Annotated in this window: 19 protein-coding genes; 10 read left to right on the forward strand and 9 right to left on the reverse strand. The window is 43.0% G+C overall.

All coding sequences use genetic code 11. The features are described from left to right. Positions 1-102 precede the first annotated feature (102 nt). The 7 genes from gutB (at position 103) to AC0OMU_RS10780 (ending at position 7,421) form a co-directional block, all read left to right on the forward strand. Complete coding sequence (gene gutB / locus AC0OMU_RS10750) at positions 103-1,164, forward strand: sorbitol dehydrogenase (RefSeq protein WP_047183537.1); 1,062 nt, start codon at positions 103-105, stop codon at positions 1,162-1,164. 72 nt (positions 1,165-1,236) lie between these two features. After that, a complete protein-coding gene (locus tag AC0OMU_RS10755) occupies positions 1,237-2,628 on the forward strand; it encodes an MFS transporter (RefSeq protein WP_474241171.1) in 1,392 nt (463 codons plus the stop codon). 94 nt (positions 2,629-2,722) lie between these two features. Then, on the forward strand, positions 2,723-3,685 hold the full coding sequence (locus AC0OMU_RS10760; RefSeq protein ID WP_474241172.1) for a carbohydrate kinase family protein: 963 nt from the start codon (positions 2,723-2,725) through the stop codon (positions 3,683-3,685). Between the two features lie 195 nt (positions 3,686-3,880). Continuing rightward, on the forward strand, positions 3,881-4,564 hold the full coding sequence (locus tag AC0OMU_RS10765; protein WP_015382974.1) for a PspA/IM30 family protein: 684 nt from the start codon (positions 3,881-3,883) through the stop codon (positions 4,562-4,564). A 65-nt stretch (positions 4,565-4,629) separates the two neighbouring features. Continuing rightward, positions 4,630-5,655: a TFIIB-type zinc ribbon-containing protein gene (locus tag AC0OMU_RS10770; RefSeq protein ID WP_015482888.1), complete on the forward strand. Its 1,026-nt coding sequence runs from the start codon at positions 4,630-4,632 to the stop codon at positions 5,653-5,655. Then, positions 5,655-6,419: a TPM domain-containing protein gene (locus AC0OMU_RS10775; RefSeq protein WP_015382976.1), complete on the forward strand. Its 765-nt coding sequence runs from the start codon at positions 5,655-5,657 to the stop codon at positions 6,417-6,419. The genes AC0OMU_RS10770 and AC0OMU_RS10775 overlap by 1 nt, the downstream gene beginning before the upstream one ends. A gap of 30 nt (positions 6,420-6,449) precedes the next feature. Further along, the gene (locus AC0OMU_RS10780) at positions 6,450-7,421 is read left to right on the forward strand and encodes an SPFH domain-containing protein (RefSeq protein WP_015382977.1); all 972 of its coding nucleotides are present in this window, start codon (positions 6,450-6,452) and stop codon (positions 7,419-7,421) included. A 47-nt stretch (positions 7,422-7,468) separates the two neighbouring features. On the opposite strand, the gene AC0OMU_RS10785 is transcribed toward AC0OMU_RS10780, so the two are convergent. Next, positions 7,469-8,494 (reverse strand): potassium channel family protein, encoded by a 1,026-nt coding sequence (locus AC0OMU_RS10785; RefSeq protein ID WP_003242752.1) that lies wholly within the window; start codon positions 8,492-8,494, stop codon positions 7,469-7,471. A 581-nt stretch (positions 8,495-9,075) separates the two neighbouring features. Here AC0OMU_RS10785 and iolT point away from each other — a divergent pair. Next, positions 9,076-10,497, forward strand: a complete 1,422-nt coding sequence (gene iolT / locus AC0OMU_RS10790) for a myo-inositol transporter IolT (RefSeq protein WP_474241173.1) — start codon at positions 9,076-9,078, stop codon at positions 10,495-10,497. A gap of 47 nt (positions 10,498-10,544) precedes the next feature. On the opposite strand, the gene bdhA is transcribed toward iolT, so the two are convergent. Next, positions 10,545-11,585, reverse strand: a complete 1,041-nt coding sequence (bdhA, locus tag AC0OMU_RS10795; protein ID WP_029946299.1) for a (R,R)-butanediol dehydrogenase — start codon at positions 11,583-11,585, stop codon at positions 10,545-10,547. Between the two features lie 436 nt (positions 11,586-12,021). Here bdhA and walM point away from each other — a divergent pair, with 436 nt between their 5' ends. Together walM and AC0OMU_RS10805 are read left to right on the forward strand one after the other, a co-directional pair. Next, positions 12,022-12,393 carry a cell wall metabolism protein WalM gene (gene walM, locus AC0OMU_RS10800; protein WP_003234013.1) on the forward strand — a complete coding sequence of 124 codons (372 nt, stop codon included), beginning with the start codon at positions 12,022-12,024 and terminating at the stop codon, positions 12,391-12,393. Between the two features lie 65 nt (positions 12,394-12,458). Next, positions 12,459-13,505, forward strand: coding sequence for a PD40 domain-containing protein (locus AC0OMU_RS10805; RefSeq protein WP_046340211.1), 1,047 nt, complete (start codon positions 12,459-12,461; stop codon positions 13,503-13,505). Positions 13,506-13,538: 33 nt separating this feature from the next. On the opposite strand, the gene AC0OMU_RS10810 is transcribed toward AC0OMU_RS10805, so the two are convergent. The 7 genes from AC0OMU_RS10810 to AC0OMU_RS10840 all read right to left on the reverse strand — a co-directional run bounded on the left by AC0OMU_RS10810 (position 13,539) and on the right by AC0OMU_RS10840 (position 19,534). Beyond that, a complete protein-coding gene (locus AC0OMU_RS10810; RefSeq protein WP_015382979.1) occupies positions 13,539-13,697 on the reverse strand; it encodes a hypothetical protein in 159 nt (52 codons plus the stop codon). Between the two features lie 189 nt (positions 13,698-13,886). Then, entirely contained in the window at positions 13,887-14,096 is a 210-nt protein-coding gene (locus AC0OMU_RS10815) for a cold-shock protein (RefSeq protein WP_003234008.1), read from the reverse strand. An 82-nt stretch (positions 14,097-14,178) separates the two neighbouring features. Continuing rightward, the gene (locus tag AC0OMU_RS10820) at positions 14,179-14,997 is read right to left on the reverse strand and encodes an alpha/beta fold hydrolase (RefSeq protein ID WP_015382980.1); all 819 of its coding nucleotides are present in this window, start codon (positions 14,995-14,997) and stop codon (positions 14,179-14,181) included. A gap of 12 nt (positions 14,998-15,009) precedes the next feature. Next, entirely contained in the window at positions 15,010-16,008 is a 999-nt protein-coding gene (locus AC0OMU_RS10825; protein WP_474221915.1) for a DUF4003 domain-containing protein, read from the reverse strand. A 98-nt stretch (positions 16,009-16,106) separates the two neighbouring features. After that, positions 16,107-17,648 carry an outer spore coat copper-dependent laccase CotA gene (gene cotA / locus AC0OMU_RS10830; protein WP_014479048.1) on the reverse strand — a complete coding sequence of 514 codons (1,542 nt, stop codon included), beginning with the start codon at positions 17,646-17,648 and terminating at the stop codon, positions 16,107-16,109. A gap of 151 nt (positions 17,649-17,799) precedes the next feature. Continuing rightward, entirely contained in the window at positions 17,800-19,209 is a 1,410-nt protein-coding gene (gabP, locus tag AC0OMU_RS10835) for a GABA permease (RefSeq protein ID WP_015382983.1), read from the reverse strand. A gap of 37 nt (positions 19,210-19,246) precedes the next feature. Continuing rightward, positions 19,247-19,534 carry a hypothetical protein gene (locus AC0OMU_RS10840; RefSeq protein WP_046340212.1) on the reverse strand — a complete coding sequence of 96 codons (288 nt, stop codon included), beginning with the start codon at positions 19,532-19,534 and terminating at the stop codon, positions 19,247-19,249. Between the last annotated feature and the right edge of the window lie 12 nt (positions 19,535-19,546).

Raw genomic sequence — 19,546 nt, forward strand, 5'->3', positions numbered from 1 at the left:
GGCTGTTGAACGTCTTGAAAAGCAGATAAAATGGGGGCAGTAACAGAGAAAACAAAAATGTATGCACTTACATTTTATTTTCTAAAGAAAGGAACTTGCCAAATGACTCACACAGTACCTCAGAACATGAAAGCGGCTGTTATGAACAACACAAGAGAGATCAAAATCGAAACAGTGCCTGTGCCTGACATCAATCATGATGAAGTGTTGATTAAGGTGATGGCTGTCGGGATTTGCGGATCGGATCTGCATTACTATACAAATGGCCGAATAGGCAACTATGTAGTGGAAAAACCATTTATCCTTGGGCATGAATGTGCGGGAGAAATTGCCGCTGTCGGATCAGCTGTCGATCAATTTAAAGTGGGAGACCGCGTCGCTGTAGAGCCGGGTGTTACGTGCGGACGCTGTGAAGCGTGCAAAGAAGGGCGCTATAATCTTTGCCCGGATGTACAGTTTTTGGCTACACCGCCGGTAGACGGCGCGTTTGTCCAATATATTAAAATGCGTCAGGACTTTGTTTTTTTAATCCCAGACTCACTTTCTTATGAAGATGCTGCTTTGATCGAGCCGTTTTCTGTCGGCATCCATGCGGCGGCCAGAACGAAGCTTCAGCCCGGATCAACGATTGCGATTATGGGGATGGGCCCTGTTGGGTTAATGGCTGTTGCCGCAGCTAAAGCATTTGGGGCAGGCACAATTATCGCGACCGACTTAGAGCCGCTGCGGTTAGAGGCTGCGAAAAAAATGGGAGCGACTCATATTATTAATATACGTGAACAGGACGCACTTGAAGAGATTAAAACGATCACAAATGATAGAGGCGTTGATGTTGCTTGGGAAACAGCAGGGAATCCAGCGGCATTGCAATCCGCACTGGCTTCTGTGCGCCGGGGCGGAAAATTGGCGATTATCGGTTTGCCTTCACAGAACGAGATTCCGCTCAATGTGCCGTTTATTGCGGATAACGAGATTGATATTTACGGGATCTTCCGTTATGCCAATACGTATCCGAAGGGAATCGAATTTCTCGCTTCCGGCGTTGTGGACACGAAGCATCTAGTAACGGATCAATATTCGCTGGAGCAGACACAAGAGGCGATGGAGCGGGCGCTTCAATTTAAGAATGAATGTTTAAAAGTGATGGTGTATCCAAATCGCTGAGTGAACAGGGAGGATCTTCGTATTCTCCCTCTTGTTTACTGGAAATGAAAACGGATTCTTGGGGTGGGAAATATGATTGAAACAGAAAAAGTAACGGCAATGAAAGTGAAGCGTCAGTCAAAATCCAGCACCGGACTTTCCTGGTTTGAACGAATCGGCTATGGATTCGGCGATATGTCGTATAATATTATCTTTCAGTTTGTAAACGCATACTTATTATTCTATTATACAGACGTCGGCGGCATTCAGCCTGCGGTGATCGCAACTTTGTTTCTTGTTGTGCGTGTGCTGGATGCTATTTTTGACCCGATAATGGGACTGATTTTAGATAAAACAAATACAAGGTGGGGAAAAGCAAGGCCATATTTGCTGTGGGTGGCATTTCCTTTTGCGCTATTCACATTCTTATGTTTCACGACGTCTCATTTCGGTGAGACCGGAAATATGGTATATGCGTATATCACCTATATTCTGCTTGGGATGTCCTTTAGTATGCAAACGATTCCGGTGAACAGCTTAACGGGGCGGATGACGAATTCTGTGGAGGAACGGACGGTTCTGACCACAACCCGGATGATTTTGGTGTATATCGGCATTCTTTTATCCATTTCCTGTGCGACACCGCTTGCAACTGCTATCGGAGGAGAGGATCAGGCGTTTGGATTTCAAATGACGGCGCTCATCTACGCAGCGGTCAGCATTGTTTTGAATCTATTCAGTTTCTTTACTGTCCGGGAGCGGATTCAGCCTAAAAAGAGAAAAAAACAAGGGATCAAAAAGACGTTATCCGTTTTATTCCAAAACAAACCCTTGCTTATGTTAATTTCATCATTTTTGACTTTTGCGATCGGGTTTAATATTAAGCTCAGCACGATGGTGTATTATTTTACGTATAACGTAAACCATAAAGAGTTCGTGTTTATGGGCACCGTTTTATTTTTCGGAGCAGCGCTGATCAGCAATTTGTTTATTCCTTTCTTTTCTGAGAAGTGGGGCAGAAAACAAGTCATGATCATCACGGCAGCTCTATCGCTTATTTCTTATGCCGGCCTGCATTTTACGCCGTATTCTTCAATTCCACTCATTTTCATTTGGCTTTTCGCTTCAGGATTTTTCACAACGCCTTTAAATACGCTTGCTTGGGGAATGGTTGCGGATTGTGTTGATTATGCGGAATGGAAAACCGGAATTCGCGCGGATGGTGTGGTGATTTCGAGCATGAGCTTTATTAATAAGCTGGGTGTTGCATTAGCCGGGTCATTTTCGGCCATTTATTTAGGGTTCGCCGGGTATGTGGCGAATACAGACCAGACAGTTGCGTCATTGAATGCCATTAAAAATATGAATGCTTTGATTCCGGGATTTTTCATTTTGCTTTCTATTATTCTTATCGCCTTCTATCCTTTAACGGAAAAAAGATATAAACACATCATCTCTGAGCTGGAGCAAAGGTCTGCGAGATAAATATATGTAAAATTTTTAATATTCAATGTTGTATTTATGGCAGAAAGTAATATACTGAGACTGTAATCTAGACTTTATAAATGAGTGTGATAATATGCGTAGTCATTCTGTAGTTTGTATTGGGGAATTGTTGATTGATTTCTTTTGTACCGATGTTGACGTTGATTTAATGGAAGGGCGCCATTTCCTGAAAAGTGCCGGCGGGGCACCGGCGAATGTGTCAGCAGCGATTGCCAAGCTGGGAGGAGACGCCGCTTTCAGCGGAAAAGTAGGAAAGGATCCGTTTGGGTATTTTCTGAAGCAAACATTGGACGCTGTACATGTCGATACCTCTATGCTGGTGATGGATAAGAAAGCGCCTACAACGCTTGCTTTTGTTTCATTAAAACAAAATGGAGAGCGTGACTTTGTTTTTAATAGAGGCGCGGACGCTTTGTTTACGCTGGAGGATATTGACCAGGAAAAACTAAACGAAGCGAAAATCCTTCATTTCGGTTCTGCGACGACACTGTTATCGGATCCGTTTTGCTCAGCCTATTTACGGCTGATGTCGATTGCGAAAGACAATGGACAGTTTATTTCGTTTGACCCTAACTACCGTGAAGATTTATGGAGGGGAAGAGTCTCAGAGTTTGTAAGTGTTGCGAAAAAAGCGATCGCTGTAAGTGATTTTGTGAAAGTCAGTGACGAGGAGCTTGAGATTATAAGTGGTGTGAAGGATCATGAAAAGGGTGTTGCGATCCTTCATGAGATCGGAGCCAACATTGTCGCTGTGACACTTGGGAAAAGCGGAACGCTTCTTTCCAATGGAAAAGATCATGAAATCATTCCAAGCATTCCGGTGACATCAATCGACTCAACAGGAGCCGGAGATGCTTTTGTCGGTGCGGCTTTATATCAATTGGCAAACACGGACCATATTCAATCTGTAGAAGCAGATTTTGTGAAACTGCGTGAGATTGTGGCGTTTGCCAATAAGGTCGGAGCTCTTGTGTGCACTAAAATTGGAGCGATTGATGCACTGCCGAGCTTGGATGAGATTGAAGTTTCTTTGTAAATCATTGAAGATGTTCCTTGAAAGTCTTTGGATTTTTGGGGGCATCTTTTTTTATTGCTTACATTTTTGTTCAGGTAAAAAGTTGTATATTTTTTGTTTGAAATGTCATTTTTTATTAAAAAAGTGAAACTTTTAACGATAATAAATAGTATATGTAACAAAGGTTAACGAATTAGCTTTAGGAGGAACGATATAATGAGTATCATTGGAAGATTTAAAGATATTATGTCTGCGAATATCAATGCTTTATTGGACAAGGCTGAAAATCCGGAGAAAATGGTAGATCAATATTTAAGAAATATGAATAGCGATTTGGCTAAGGTTAAGGCAGAAACAGCAGCTGTTATGGCTGAGGAGCAGAGAGCAAAAAGAGAATATCACGAGTGCCAGGCGGATATGGAAAAGATGGAAAGCTATGCAATGAAGGCGCTGCAAGCCGGGAGTGAGAGCGATGCGAGAAAATTTCTTGAAAGAAAAACATCTTTGGAGTCAAAGCTTTCTGAGCTGCAGGCGGCCAATCAAATTGCTGCAACCAATGCCGCACAGATGAGAAAGATGCATGACAAATTGGTATCTGACATTGGAGAGCTGGAAGCACGTAAAAATATGATCAAGGCGAAGTGGGCAGTAGCGAAAACGCAAGAAAGAATGAACAAACTGGGCGCTTCTGTTTCAAGTACAAGCCAATCAATGTCTGCATTCGGCCGAATGGAGGACAAAGTAAATAAGGCAATTGATCAGGCCAATGCAATGGCTGAACTGAACAGCGCTCCGCAGGATGATATGGCTGATCTGACTGCAAAGTATGACACTGGCGGTTCAAGCCAGGTTGATGATGAACTTGCGGCGTTAAAAGCGAAAATGATGCTCGATAAGTAATACATAGGAGGCCGCAGCTTTCGGCTGCGGCGTTATTTTATCATAAGATGTGAGAGGGAACGGTAATGATAATATCTTATAAGTGTCCGAACTGCGGCAGTGATATGGCATTTGACAGTGAAACCGGCTCGTTATCCTGCAGCAGCTGCGGAAGACAGGACAATATTGAAAGCCTTCCGAAAGAAAACATTGCGGCACGGTTTTCTGATGATGAAGCAAAAGAATATCAATGTGAAAACTGCGGCGCCGTTTTGATCACGGAAGCTGAAACGACAGCAACGACGTGCAGCTTCTGCGGAGGTGCTGCAATACTTGCCGATCGTTTATCAGGACATTTGGCGCCGGCGAAGGTCATTCCATTTACAATCAGTAAACAAGAAGCGGAGCAGGCATTTCGAAAGTGGTGCAAAAAAGGCCTTCTGACACCAAGAGGTTTCATGTCTGCCGATCGCATTAAAAGCATCACCGGCATGTATATTCCGTTTTGGATGTTTGATTTAAATAGTGAAGTACAGGTGAGAGCAAACTGTACCAGAGTCCATCAATATGAAGAAGGGGATTATATTTGCACGGAAACAGAGCACTTTGAAGCGTTTCGTGATATCAATCTCGATTATTTGAAAATCCCTGTCGATGCCTCTGAAAAAATGAAAGACGAATTAATGGACAAATTGGAGCCTTATTCATACGAAGAGCTGAAGGAATTTCAAACGGCATATTTGGCCGGTTATATTGCGGAAAAGTACAATTATACCGATGAGGAGCTTTTTCCGAGGGCAAAAGAGAAAATCAGCAGTTATATAGATTCATACATCCATTCTACTTTTTCCGGATATACGTCAGTCAATGTGAGGGACAAACAGATTCACACGAAAAACGTGAACAGCTTTTACGTTTTGCTTCCTGTTTGGATGGTCAGTTACGATTATGAAAGAGCGGAGCATATCTTTGCGATGAACGGGCAAACAGGTAAGGTCGTCGGAAAGCCGCCGATCAGTCGAGGAAAAGTGGCGGCATGGTTTAGCGGAATAGCAGGCGGGACATTTCTTGCGTTGAAGCTCGTCTCATTGATGATGGGAGGCGGATTTTGATGCGGGGATTTTTAGGGAAAGCGATCTTTGTTGTGCTGGCTGTTTTCATCATGATGCCTTTACTGGGTATCGAAGCGGCAAGAGCCTCTGAATCGCAGCAGCATGTGTACGATCGCGCTCATCTATTGTCAAAAGCGGAGATCGGAAAACTTGAATCTCTCTCGGCAGAGCTGGGTGCAAAGAGAGACACTGATTTCATCATTATTACGACCAAAAGCACAAACGGTGAAGATATTGCAGACTATACCGGCAATTTTTATGATCGTTACGGAAAAGGCAGTACAGCTATTCTGACGATTGATATGACAAACAGAGAAGTGTTTATCGCAGGCTTCAAAAAAGCCGAACAGTATTTGGACAACAGCAGGCTCAATAGCATCAGAAATACGATTTCATCTGATTTATCCAATGAAAATTATTTTGAAGCTTTTGAGACATATATTCAGCTTTCCTATAAAGATATGGGCATAAAACCGGGAGTAAACCCCGACAACATATTCTTTACATGGTGGTTTCAGCTGATTGCTGCCATCGCAGTCGGGGGAATTGCGGTTTCAATCATGCTTTATCATGCAGGCGGCAAAGTAACGGTTAATGGAAATACATATATGGATCAGCGTACGTCTGATGTGATTGATCAATACGACACTTATATTAGAACGACTGTAACAAGAGAAAGAAAACCATCAGATAAAGACAGCGGCAGCGATGGCGGTGTTACGAAAGGCGGCACGTCATACAGTGGGAGCCGGGGCAGTTTCTAAATGTAAGAAATAGAGAAAGGGAGAGGCGTAATGTCGTTTTTCAGAAATCAATTAGCGAATGTAGTAGAGTGGGAAGAATTTAGAGATGATATGATTTTTTATAAATGGAACAATCGTGAAATCAAAAAAGGGAGCCGTTTAATCATTCGTCCCGGACAGGATGCTGTCTTTTTGAACAATGGGCGGGTTGAAGGAGTCTTTCAAGATGATGGCGATTATGATATTGAATCAGAAATTATTCCATTCCTTTCAACGTTAAAGGGCTTTAAGTTTGGCTTTAACAGCGGCATGCGAGCTGAGGTGCTGTTTGTCAATACGAAGGAATTTACCGTAAGATGGGGAACAAAACAGGCGATAAATATTCCGGCAGCGGGAATGCCAGGCGGGATGCCCATTCGCGCAAACGGCACATTTAATTTCAAGGTGCAGGACTATATCAGCCTGATTGATAAAATCGCTGGCGTGAAAGATCAATATTTTGTAGAGGATATTAAAACCCGTATCATTTCTATTCTGGATCAGCTTCTCATGAAGTGGATCACAAGAGAAGGGAAAAATATGTTTAATCTTCAAGCAAACGCTTTTGATATTGCCAAGGGAATTCAAGAGGACTTAGATATGCAATTAATAAGCGACGGGATGACGGTCACTGGTTTTCAAATCATGAGCTTTAATTATCCTCAAGAGGTTCAAGATATGATTACAAAGAACGCTTCCTACGGTATGGTTGGGGATGTGAACAGATACCAGCAACTATCAATGACGGATGGAATGGCATCCGGAAAGATGAGCGGAGGCGGAGCGGCTTCGGATATGGCTGGAATGATGATGGGAATGAATATGGCCAATCAGATGATGAACCAAATGAATCAGAATCATCAGGCACAGTCATCAGGCCCACAGTCAACTGGCAGCGGAAGCAAACCAAATTTCTGTCCAAACTGCGGAACAAAAACCAGTGAAGCTAATTTTTGCCCGAATTGCGGCCAGAAGCTTGTGTAAGACTCATACAGTGAAAAGTCCGGAGTGATCAGACACTCCGGACTTTTTTATTTAGGAGAATAAGCGTTACCTATTGCTTGCTCCTGAACAGGCCATTTTCGAGCACCCGCTTGGATAATTCCCAGCAGCAATTGACGACGTTCCTTTATTGAATTGACGGCAATTTGAAATGTTTGCTTTGATAAAGCCGGTATGCCTGATTGTTGAAGCTTTGAGATGTCTGGTTCCGGCGGCGCTTGTTCTGCAGGGTGGATATAGGCAGTATGAACGGTATCCAGGTAGTTTTTGATACTTGAGCGCGCTTCTTTAATATGAAGCTGATTCGGCTGATATTGTTCAGGAATTCCGTATTTGAAAATGGTTAGAGCCTCATCCAATACAGCAACAGCTATAATGGATGATTCCTGATGCTGCGTGCTGTGGTAAAAATGAAGGATGGGGAAGGCGTTATGCTGAGCGGTCAGCTTTCCCAGTTCTGATGAGGCAGCGACAAGAAGAAAATCAATGTCGTGAAAATCTTTGCCATTCCATGCATTATGGACGATTTCTGTTCCGTCATGCCCTAGACTTAATACACTTTGGGCAAAGGAGCGTTTTTGATTAACCGCACTCAAGACGGAAATCAAATACGTGACAGAAAACGTGATGGTAAGTAGTCCTTGAGCTGTTTCAATAATCGTGACAAGCTTCCATAGGCCTCCGTTCGGAGCGAGGTCGCCATTTCCTAATGTAAACATGACATAGCCGGAAAAATAAATTCGGTCTGACCAGGAAGCCGGTTCTTTTGATTGAGTTTCCATAAGTGAGTGAGGGTCACTCGAGTAAATCAAAACCCACCCGCTCCAAAATAGACTGATCCATATCACTAACGTCAGGCATAACAGCAGAGGACCAGCCATACTTAGAACCTTTGCGTGGTCACCGCTGATTTTGCGGCAGCCCTTCCACAGCCAGGCAGACAGGCATCTTGTGATCGGACCTGCACCGCTCTCTAACCATAACGTGGTCCATAAAAAATCAATCATCCCCGCTGTCAATAATAAAAGGCCTGCAATGATATAACCCTCATTCATTTTGGTTGCCTCCCTTAAGTCAGCCTTCTTTTATTTTCTTCTCTATTTCCTTTTATCCTGAGTCTGAAACAATTGAACGAATGTTTGATTTTACAGAGAAAAACAGGAGAAGTTACCCAACACTTACTCATTTATCGATACGAACAGAAAATCACAGGATTTTTGACTTGATTCACACATTTTCATGAAGAAAAACGTTCATTTTCCCCTTGAATTGGTGATTTTCCTTTTATAGAGTAAAAATTTTCAGAAATTTATATTGACTGAAAGCGTTTTTATAATTATGATAATATCAGATATAACAAAAATGTCACTATAACATTACTACAATTGAACTATCAAGTGACTAATAAATACCAAATAAACAAGGCTATGCACAAAGAAATGACCATTGTTCTTTTAGTGAGAAATGAAATCGCTTCCATTGGGACTGACATGCTAAGAAGAAGGGAAGGTTATGAGGTTATTGGATAAAAACATGAACAACTATTTCTGAAGCCTGCTTACGAAATGTGGGGAAGGCAGCAGCCCTGGAATAAGTTTTTGACATACGCATTTTGAAAAAGACTGGGGGAAACAGTATGAATAAACAAGGCAATCAAATGTCATTTTTACGTACAATTATTTTAGTCTCCACTTTTGGCGGGCTTCTTTTTGGCTATGATACCGGTGTGCTCAATGGAGCTTTGCCGTATATGGGAGAGCCGGATCAGCTTAATCTCAATGCCTTCACAGAGGGCCTTGTCACCAGTTCACTTCTTTTTGGAGCCGCGCTAGGTGCTGTGTTTGGCGGCAGGATGTCTGATTTTAACGGCCGCCGCAAAAATATTTTGTTCCTCGCTGTTATATTTTTTATTTCAACGATCGGGTGTACGTTTGCACCAAATGTTACGGTCATGATTATTTCCCGTTTTGTGCTCGGTATTGCGGTTGGGGGTGCATCCGTAACGGTGCCTGCCTATTTAGCAGAGATGTCTCCTATGGAAAGCAGGGGACGGATGGTGACGCAGAACGAATTGATGATTGTATCAGGACAGCTTTTGGCCTTTGTTTTTAATGCGATCCTTGGCACAACAATGGGAGACAACTCCCATGTGTGGAGGTTTATGCTGGTCATTGCGTCACTTCCAGCCGTGTTCCTGTTTTTCGGCATGATCAGAATGCCCGAGAGTCCCCGCTGGCTTGTTTCTAAAGGAAGAAAAGAAGATGCTTTGCGTGTATTGAAAAAAATCAGGGATGAAAAGCGGGCAGCAGCTGAGCTGCAAGAAATTGAATTCGCTTTCAAAAAAGAAGATCAGCTTGAAAAAGCGACGTTTAAAGATCTTTCAGTCCCATGGGTGCGCCGTATTGTATTTATTGGATTAGGGATTGCGATTGTACAGCAAATTACAGGTGTGAATTCGATTATGTATTATGGGACTGAAATTCTAAGAAATTCCGGTTTCCAAACGGAAGCCGCTTTAATCGGAAATATTGCGAATGGCGTGATTTCGGTATTGGCAACATTCGTCGGAATCTGGCTGCTGGGAAGAGTGGGGCGCCGGCCGATGCTGATGACAGGCTTGATCGGTACGACAACAGCATTATTGCTAATCGGGATATTCTCACTTGTACTTGAAGGATCACCGGCACTTCCATATGTAGTCCTTTCATTAACGGTCACATTTCTTGCTTTTCAGCAGGGCGCCATTTCACCAGTGACTTGGCTGATGCTATCTGAAATTTTCCCGCTTCGCCTTCGCGGACTGGGAATGGGTGTTACGGTATTCTGTCTGTGGATGGTGAATTTTGCAGTCAGTTTCACGTTTCCAATATTGCTGGCAGCCATCGGGCTGTCCACAACGTTCTTTATCTTCGTTGGATTAGGAATTTGCTCTGTCCTGTTTGTGAAGAAGTTTTTACCAGAAACGAAAGGACTTTCACTTGAGCAGCTGGAGGAAAACTTCCGAGCTTATGATCACGGCGGGGCGAAGAAGGATTCTGCGGCTGAAGTGATTGGATAATTAAAAAAAGAATCCGCACCCGAGTGCGGATTCTTTTTGGTTTCAAATTAGTTAGGTCTGACAAGGATTTTGACTTGGTTTTTCTCTTTAATAAGAGCCCCGAAGCCTTCCTCGATCAAATCATCTAGCACGATTTTTTTCGTTACGAGTTTGTCGGCTGAGAAATAGCCTTCTTTCATTAATGACAGTACAGCCGGGAAGATGTCGCGGTATCCGATAATCCCTTTTACTGAACGTTCTTTGATCACGATATCGTTCGGATGGATTTCAGCACCTTTTTCCCAAATGCTGACGATGACGGTTTCACCGGCAATAGTAGTGGACTGGATGGCTTGTCGTAACACCACTGGGACACCAGTGACTTCGAATGCTACGTCAACACCGCCTCCTGTACGTTCTGCAATCTCAGCGACTACATCGTCTGTTTTAGACGGATCAACGATGATCGCGCCAAGCTCCTCAGCTTTTTGCTGGCGTTCAGGAGAAAGCTCAACAGCGTAAATATCAGTTGCACCGGCAGCCTTCAGCGCTTCAATGACAAGAAGTCCGATCGGGCCGCAGCCGAATACAGCCGCTTTGTCGCCAGCTTTGAGTTTGCTTGAGCGGACAGCGTATAGAGCAACTGCAGAAGGTTCAACGAGCGCGCCTTGTTCATATGATAATTCATCAGGAAGTTTGAACAAAAGCTCTTCATCTACAGAGACGTATTCAGAGAAACCGCCTCCTCCGCCGGCTAAGCCGAGGAATCCCATTTGTTCATCAAGGTTGTAGGCGCCTTGGTGGCCGTGTGTAGCAAAAATCGGCTCGACTACGACGCGGTCTCCAACTTTATAATTTTCAACGCCTTCTCCGACTTCGACAACTTCACCGGAGAATTCATGCCCCATTGTGACAGGTGCCGTTTCATTTGTTAATGGGTGCGGTTTGTCAACCGGAATAAAGATCGGGCCGCCCAGATATTCGTGTAAATCACTTCCGCAGATGCCGCACCATTTGACTTTGATCTTTACTTTTCCCGGCTCCGTTTTTGGCTCTTCGATATGTTCAATACGGATATCCTTTTGGTTATGCCATCTTGCTGCCTTCATGGATTACCACTCCTATAACTTTTGATGTGAGTAATTCCGCACCGGTCAATATGAACTGTTCACAAAATCGCCATTTTTAAAACCAAAAAAGAAATGAAATTTTTATATAATATAATCTACGTTTTTTTGAAAAAAGAAACTTTGAAGAAAAAAGGGTCTCGCACACTCTTTTTTCTTTATATGAGAGTATCAATCGTTTACATAGCTATGAATTTGGTTTGAACAATACGGTAATGGTTCGTTCATATTGAATGCGACAACTACTCTATCAATAATTATAACGCTAATACCGCTATTATAATAGGATAATCTTCCATGGTTTAATTTAGCAGGGGTAACTTTTTGACTTTGTAACATTACTGTAAGGATACTGAAATAAAAAATAGCTGGTTGATCGTGTATAATCTTCCTAGATGTTAACAAACAGGGGGACGAAATGTTGAAGAAAGTCATTTTAGCCGCTTTTATCTTAGTAGGAAGTACTTTGGGAGCTTTTAGTTTTTCATCAGATGCCAGTGCGAAACATGTGAACGGAAATATTACTTGGTATAATGGAGTCGGGAAAAAAGGCTCTTCAGGTAAGAAACTTGGACATTGGGATTGTGCGACCAAAATCGGATTTGATGTTCCTAGAAACGGGACAAAAATCAGAGCTTATGCAAAAGCGAAGCCTAAAAAGGTGATTACGGTTTATAAAAATGATGTTGGCAGAATGCCTAATGCAGTGCTGGATGTTAGCCCTAAAGCGTTTAAAGCGCTTGGATATCCATTAAGCAAAGGTAAAGTAGCGGGGCATTACAGCTATTAATGTACATATATAATCTGGAAAGCAAGAAGTCACATTCTTGCTTTTTCTATTGGTGGAGATAAAAGATGAAAAAAAGAATCATATTATTGTTAGCAGTGATAATAGCGGCAGCTGCCGCGGGGGTTGCGTTTTATGTTACAAAGGATAAAGGCCATGAAAAGGCTGCTGATGTTTCAGTCAATACCGAAAGCGGTGATGAGCTGCTGGTTTCAATTACAGATACGAATCTGATGACAAAGTATTATGAAAATGACAAGGTGATCCATGAGGAGAAGCTGACCAGCTATCCGGCATTTGCCTTGGATCAAAAACAGCAGGTGCTCTATTATACGGGCAATAATGAACAGAATGAAATGAGGCTTTTTAAACTGGATCTAAAGTCTAATAAAAAGACGATGCTTTATAAAGGCGCGGAGAGTGCGGACAGTTTGTTTTTATCAAAGGACCGTTCAACCATCTATTTCCGCTTAGGAAAAGCGGACGAAAGCAATTTTCGGATCGCCGCTTTTGATCTAAAAACGAAAAAGTACAAAAATCTTTATCCTGCCGCTAATGATCAAGATGACACCGTCAGCAGCTTCTTTTATAACCAAAAAAACGATTCATTTGCATTGCTTCATTATTCTGTAGAAGAAGACTACAAGAAAACAGATGAAGCAAACGAAAAGGGCATCGACCCTGAACCGACAACGATTCATTTTGCGGAAGGCCGTCAACATAAATTTAATGAGCTGAAAAGCCTGAACCAATTTATCAGCGATATTGCTGTTTCTGATGATGATAAACGTATTTTATTCACATCATATACGCAAAAAGGAACGGAGCAAACCGCTTCTATTCAAATGCTCAATGCGAATACGAAAAAATATGAAAGCATCATCTCAAATCAGAAATCATTTAAGCTGTTAATTGACGCACAGCCTCAGTTTTCTAAGGATGGGAAGAACATTTATTTTCTTGCCGAAGCCAAGGGGGCTAAAAAGCTGAAGGACGAAACAGGGCGTGAAGCTAAGGTGCGGACGATTTATTCCTATAGCCTTGAAAATAAGACCTTCAAAAAAGTATGGGAAAATCCGAACGGCATCATCAACAGCTTTTCTGTGATTAACTAATAAAGACCACTCGGCATGAGCTGAGTGGCTTTTTTAATGGATGAGGTGCAGGGCTAATGATCCGAGCCATTTAAAGATATGAATCAGAGGGACCGACAAAAACAGAAGTTCAACATAGAAGTTCATTGCAACATTCAGCTTTTTGAACGCAGCTCTTTTTTTCAAGTCTTTTTGCTGCTGGTTTGAGATCACGTTATCCCTCCTCTTATATCCATATTATACCATTAAAACAGACAAAAAAGCCCTAAACGTTTACAGTTTTGGGCTTCTTTCTTCGTATTTGGCCTCTTGCAATAAGAGGCTTTTATTCTGAAATATAGAATTTTGTCTCCGTTCGGGGTTTGTTTGCTTGAAGGAGACTGCATTTGTTATAGGGAAGAACTAGCTTGTTTTCGTTTGGCTGTTGTTTTGGAGATTCACTAATGAACGGATGCCGTCGACCATTTTACTTCCGCACAAAGGGCACAATGGCGTATCACTGCTGGCGAAGTTTTTTCGGGTCCAGCCATTACAGTCTTCTTTTGTGCATTCCCAAGTACTCACATCTTCTTTTGGCAGCGGTTCTTGATTTCGTTTGTTATAGTAAGACATAAAGTCACTTCTTCCCTCATGTATTTTACTGCACATTTCTTATTGTCTCATACTTTTCCCTAATCTCCTAATTCCTTTTTCTTTATGACTTTCCAATAACCCCATCTAAAAAGGAGAGGACTGTGCTGTTAAAAGCATCTGGCTCTTCTAAAAACGGGCAATGGCTGCTTTTAGAAAAGGTAACGAGTGTCGCGTTTGGAATATTGCTGCGCAAGTGTTCTCCAGCTGCTGTAGAGAAAAATTTCTTGTCTTCCCCGAAGCACAACAATGTCGGCACATTGATGTTTTGGAGGGTGCCCCGGTAATCAGCGGCCGTTTGGTTAAATAAAATCGTGCTAGAAATGGCAGCCGGCTGTTTGAGGATTTCTGCCAGCATCCATTCTGTTTCGGTCTCGGCAGGCGGTTCTGCGAACATATTCTGGATGAAGCTTCCGTAGAAAGGCAGCGGGTCAGTTTGAATGGCGTGCATCGCTGTTTTTAAGCCGTCAAAATCAAATGGACCGTGTTCCCAGCCCTCCCATTGATAGTCGGAAGCGGATTGATCGATGATCACAGCGGCTTGAATGTTATTATCATTCCCAAACTGATTGAGATAATCCCATACGACAAAAGCGCCCATTGACCAGCCGGCAAGAACGACATGGTCAAGCTCCATTGCATTTAGAAATTCCCTTATGTCACGGGCATATTGGGAAATGGTGTGCCCATGAAGCACTTTGTCAGATTCGCCGTGTCCTCTAAGATCAAGACGAATACATTGATAATTGGCAGAAAGCGCCGAAAATTGTTTGTGGAAAAATTGTCCGCTCATCAGCACCCCATGTATAAACAGGATCGGCGTCCCGTTCCCGTGTGTTTCATAGTAAAGGCGTGTCTGATCTTCTAATGTGATGTATGGCATGTTTCTCCTCCTTTAGTTTCCATCATGAGTATGGCTGGCTGCTGTTGAGCTGATGATGGCAGCTGTCGCGGCTGCCTGCTGCGCTTGAATGGCTGTTTCGATAGCGGTGTATAGTCCTGATTCCATCAGCAGATTTTTCTCCATATGCTCACTGAGATAGAGGCTGACAGCAATTTTAAAATTCATTTCCTTTTGCCATTTAAAAGCTTTTTCCTGGTTTAATTCGTCAGTGATGCACAAAACGGTTTTGATATCTGGCTCCTCCAGAAAGGTGAGGAGAGCAAGGTCTGGATAATGATAATCCTTTGGTTTTTTGACAGATTCAGTGATCGATTGATATATCTGTTTGCAAGCGGAAACAAGCATTTCGGGCTCTTTTTCACTTTGCAAGGCCAGAATATGACTGACCTGATGTAAGTACTGTCCTTTTTTAAAGCCGTTGGCTGCCAGCAGCTGATAGCATGTTTCCGCCTTCTGTAGCGCCTGCAAACCTTCTCCGTTTTCTCCAAGCAGTACGGCAAGCGGAACATTCTGAGTTGAAGTGAGGAAATAATGATTTTTTTTCATCTGCTGATAAACAGCTAGCCCCATGTTCATCTGTTCTTTTTGGTTTGTCGTTTCAGATTTTCCAGTGAGCAAGATCAGAGCGGAAAGGTATGTGAACATATCCCGCTTATATCCTAGCTTCACCATTTCATTGTATACATCGATAAAAGTATGAAATGTATGAAATGTTTGTTTTGCCTCATGCTGAAAATGAATGTCCAGAATAGATGCAACAGTAAAGCGGTGGTGTGAATTGAGTGTTGAGAAGCTGCCGATGTTTGATTTGATATAGCTGCTCAAATCATAAAAGCGCTGAAAATCAAACTCTCTTTTATTCACAATATATGCAGAAGAAATGAGCATTAATATCTGGTCTTGTGAAACTTTCCATTTTAATTTTGATTTTAATTCAGCATAAATGGAAATGTATTGCTTTATTTTTTCATGTAGGTCGTGTGTCAGCATAAAAAGCAGCTCCTTTTTGCTGTTTTTACGTAATACGATAAATAGGGCCGAAGGTTTCATAAAGAAAAAACTTGCCTGCTAGAGGCAAGTTTGTCGGATTATTTATGGGGATCTGTTATATCCATCGGTCTCATCATGTCATAGTCTTCATGCTCTAGAATATGGCAATGCCATACGTATCGTCCGCTGTACGGACCGAATGTCGCCGCGATTCTTAGGACTTCACCTGCATGCGCTTGAATGGTGTCTTTCCAGCCCTTTTCACTTGGCGGCGGCGGGACAGCCGGACCGGTATAGGACAATTCCCCGCTTTCTTGATAACGGGCGATATCAAACGGCCGCCGGTCTAATACACGGAAGGAGACGAGATGCAGGTGAATCGGATGTGTTCCGCGTGTCGGGTTGATAATCGACCATATTTCAGTTGTGCCGACTTTTGGTGCTTCTGTGACGGGATCGTGCCAGCGTTTGTTATTAAGCAGAAGGACGGGTCTGCCATATTCGTCCTGGGTGCCTGCCAGTTTTAACGTTCTGATGTTTTGTATTCTTTCATGCTGTACCGAAGGGTATGAGGCGAGGTACTTCGGCTTTCTGCTTTCGTCTTTTTGTGCCAATGGTTTTGTGACTCTGAATTGCATGATATTCGCATCTGTTTCAGGATTGACGTCACCGCCGCAGCCCGCGCTGTTTGCCAAAATGATCGATTCTCCTTCATATGCTGTGAAGTCAATGATGATATCATAACGTTCAGCAGGCGCAAGGCTGAAAGAATTCAGTTTAACAGATCGCGGCAGGAGCCCTCCATCTGAACCAATCTGAATAAACTCTCCGCCATTATCGAGTGACAGGTTATAGGTTCTTGTATTGGAGGCGTTGATGACACGGAATCGGTATTTCCTTGGCTCGACTTCCAAGTATGGCCATACCTTCCCGTTGACGAGTATGGTTTCTCCGCAAAAAGCCGGAACGATTGAAGGATTAGGCAGTGACGGAGAAGGGTTTTCCGGTGCGCTCGGATAAAACAAAGAACCATCCTCATTGATCGTGCGGTCTGTGATAAGAAGCGGCACATCGTATTCGTCTGAAGGCAGTTTTAAGCGTTTTTCCTTTGGATCATGAATGATATAAGCACCGACAAGTCCGGCATAGACATTTAGCCTGGTGAGCGCCATGGCGTGATCGTGATACCACAATATAGCCCCGCGCTGCTGGTTTGGATAATGATAAACCTCTCTTTTGAAATAAGGTCCTGTTTGTTCAAAGTCTTTGGAAAACCAAGCCTCCGGATACCCGTCACTATCATCTGGCGTGACGCCGCCGTGTAAATGAACAACAGTCTTTACCTCGGGCTCTTCATGCTGGCTGTCACTGTGATGAATGGTGTGATCAATCGGAAGGAAATGCGTGGAAGGAAGATTGTTCATCCATTTTACATATACGTTTTCATTTCTTTTAACCTCAATGGTCGGCCCCGGAAATAAGCCGTTGTAGCCCCACAGGCGGGTTGGAGGGAGATCGCGATGGAGCTGATGAGTGCATTCCTCCATGGTGACTTCGTAGTATGTTTTTTCTTTTGATTGCTGTACTGGCTTTAGTGTATCTGGGATTGGGAGAGCATCCACAAATTTTTCAAGTGTCATTTTCATCTGTCCTTATCTAAATTTTCCAAATTGGTACTATAGTTAATGACAATAAGGACGTGATGGTTACAAAAAATCTTCGTGCTGCAGCCCGCCCGAAGAAGAAAATAACAAAATCCTAAACGGCAGGCCGTTTAGGATTTGATCAGCATTAAGGCAGGATATCGGGCTGCTGCTGTGTAACTGGGTTGGCAGCCGCTTTCTCGCTCACCTTGCGTTTTCTGAACACAAGGTAAGAAATCAGAACGATTCCCGTGATGACGCCTGTCAGCAGCAGCTCGTCTCTCATGGAATCAATAAACGCCATGGATACTAAAATTCCGCAAATGGCGATGATGGTCAAGTAGGTTAGGAAAGGGAAGAGCCACATTTTGATCTTCAATGCTTCTGGGTTTGTTTTTTCGAGTTTTTTCCGCATTTTCAGCTGGGAAACAGCGATGACAAGATAGACGAGTAAAGCGATTGCGCCTGATGAGTTGACTAAGAATAAAAAGACGGTATCCGGTGAAAAATAGTTCATTACGACCGCGATATAAGAGAAAAATGTCCCGGCCACAATGGCTTGTACGGGAACGCCTTTTTTGCTCAATTTCATAAAACGGCGCGGCGCTTCGTTTCTTTCTGCAAGAGAATACAGCATTCTGGATGTGGTATACAAACCTGAATTCAGGCAAGAGAGTACGGCTGTGAGGACGATAAAGTTCATAATCTGTGCGGCTGCGGGCACTCCTATATGCTCAAGTACAGCGACGAAAGGGCTTTCTAAAATATTTGCTGAATTCCATGGCAACAGCGCCACGACAATGGCGATTGAGCCCACGTAAAAGACGATGATGCGCCATACAACGGATCTGGTGGCTTTTGTCACAGATTCGATCGGGTTGGATGTTTCCCCTGCTGCAATGGCAACGATTTCAGTTCCCATAAAAGAGAAGATGACAACGACAATGCCGAGCAATACGGAGCTGATGCCTTCCGGGAAAAATCCGCCTTTGCCTGTAAGATTCGATAAACCGACTGGCTCACTGCCCGGTGCAAAGCCAAAAATAAAGGCAAAACCAATGATTAGAAAAGCAATGATAGTCACAACTTTAATGAGGGAGAACCAATATTCAAACTCACCGAAAGACTTAACGGAGTAGACGTTTGTCAGGGTGAGCACAATGGTCAAGATCAAACTTGTCAGCCACAGCGGAATATCATGGAACCAGTATTGAATAATGCCAGCACCGGCAATGGCTTCGATCGCGATGACGATCACCCAGAAAAACCAGTACAGCCAGCCGATTGTAAATCCTGCCCACGGTCCGATGGCGTCGTGAGCGTATTGAGAAAACGATCCGCTCGTCGGGTTTACGGCAGACATCTCACCGAGCATTCTCATAATAAAAATCACCAATAATCCGGCTAACGCGTAAGAAACAACGGCACCCGGACCGGTCGAGTGAATCACTGAACCGCTGCCTACAAATAGGCCGGCTCCGATTACACCGGCAATCGAAATCATTGTCATATGGCGGGTCTTTAATTCCTTTTTTAATCCTGATTGAGACTGGTTCATAAGTTACCTCCTTTTAAAATGCAATCATTACTGAATATTATGATAATTGAAACTCTATCATAAATATACAGTTTGTCGAAAATTCGTGTAAGAAAATATACCAGCTTATTTCAAATTTGTAGTGTTTTGTTTGCGCTTTCAGCGAATGTGTGGAAAAAATGTTTCGTTTTTTATTCGCTGTGTGATTTTGTGTACTATTTACAATTCGATAGAATGCGAGAAGCGCTGGTGTCATTGGATCTGATGGGCTTTTTGGCGGAGCAAATAAATTGGATGAGTGAAAAAGAGTTCCATCGTCACTATTTTTCTGTGGCGGGTGAATCATGTTTCTGTAGAC

Source organism: Bacillus sp. FAU18 (genome assembly GCF_056033885.1).